Origin of the sequence: Vibrio sp. D401a, assembly GCF_030248515.1 — a bacterium.
Lineage (GTDB): Bacteria > Pseudomonadota > Gammaproteobacteria > Enterobacterales > Vibrionaceae > Vibrio > Vibrio rotiferianus.
The window spans coordinates 1-691 of record NZ_JAHGAI010000114.1; the positions used below are offsets into that span (position 1 = coordinate 1).

Below are 691 nucleotides of genomic sequence, written 5' to 3' on the forward strand. Positions count from 1 at the left end.
AACATAACAAACTGCTCAAGAGGGATTCGCAACGCGTGGCATTTTCACTATGCGTTTAATTTAGTGATTAAGGTGGTTTGCGGCGGCTTTGGTATTGCGTTGCTCACCCCTTAGCAGGGCGTTATATTTTACTGGAGTTCATCATGCTAAACAGAATCGAAGAATGGATTGATTTAACGAACGAAAGGTTTTCTAGCCAACGAAAAATTTGTACGTTGTTTGCGCGTCAGTTCGCCGGCTTCTACTCCGAAGAATTTCTAGCTGACTCATATTTTGTGATCGTTGATAGTATCCCAAAGCCAGATTTCCCAGAATTACGTGAAGCGGGTTTAGGTGACTTTCTTGATATGGAAATTCAAGGTATTACATATAAGAACACTTATTATATTTTACCGACTTTCGCTCAGGACCTACGACTGCACTTTCACGAGTTGGTGCATGTTGCTCAATGGAAAACTCTTGGCGCTCCAGGCTTTTTGCAACGCTACATAGCCGAGGTTCAAAGTGTTGGCTATAAGGATGCTCCGCTGGAGAAATTAGCTTATGCATTTGATCATCACTTTTCTCAAGGTGGGCAAAAAGTTGATGTTCCAAGCTATGTAGAAAATAAAATATAACAAACTGTTTAAGAGTGATTCGCAACGCGTGGCATTTTCACTATGCGTTGGTTTTGGTGTTTAAGGTGGTATGC

The 691-nt window shown here is 41.4% G+C and carries 1 protein-coding gene; it reads left to right on the forward strand.

From position 1 onward, the window contains the following. Positions 1 to 143 precede the first annotated feature (143 nt). Positions 144 to 617, forward strand: a complete 474-nt coding sequence (locus tag KIV41_RS24770; RefSeq protein WP_010448942.1) for a hypothetical protein — start codon at positions 144 to 146, stop codon at positions 615 to 617. The last annotated feature ends 74 nt before the right edge of the window (positions 618 to 691 follow it).

Coding starts and splice junctions, on each gene's coding strand:
- KIV41_RS24770 (WP_010448942.1), top strand. CDS start 144: ATGCTAAACAGAATCGAAGAATGGATTGATTTAACGAACGAAAGGTTT.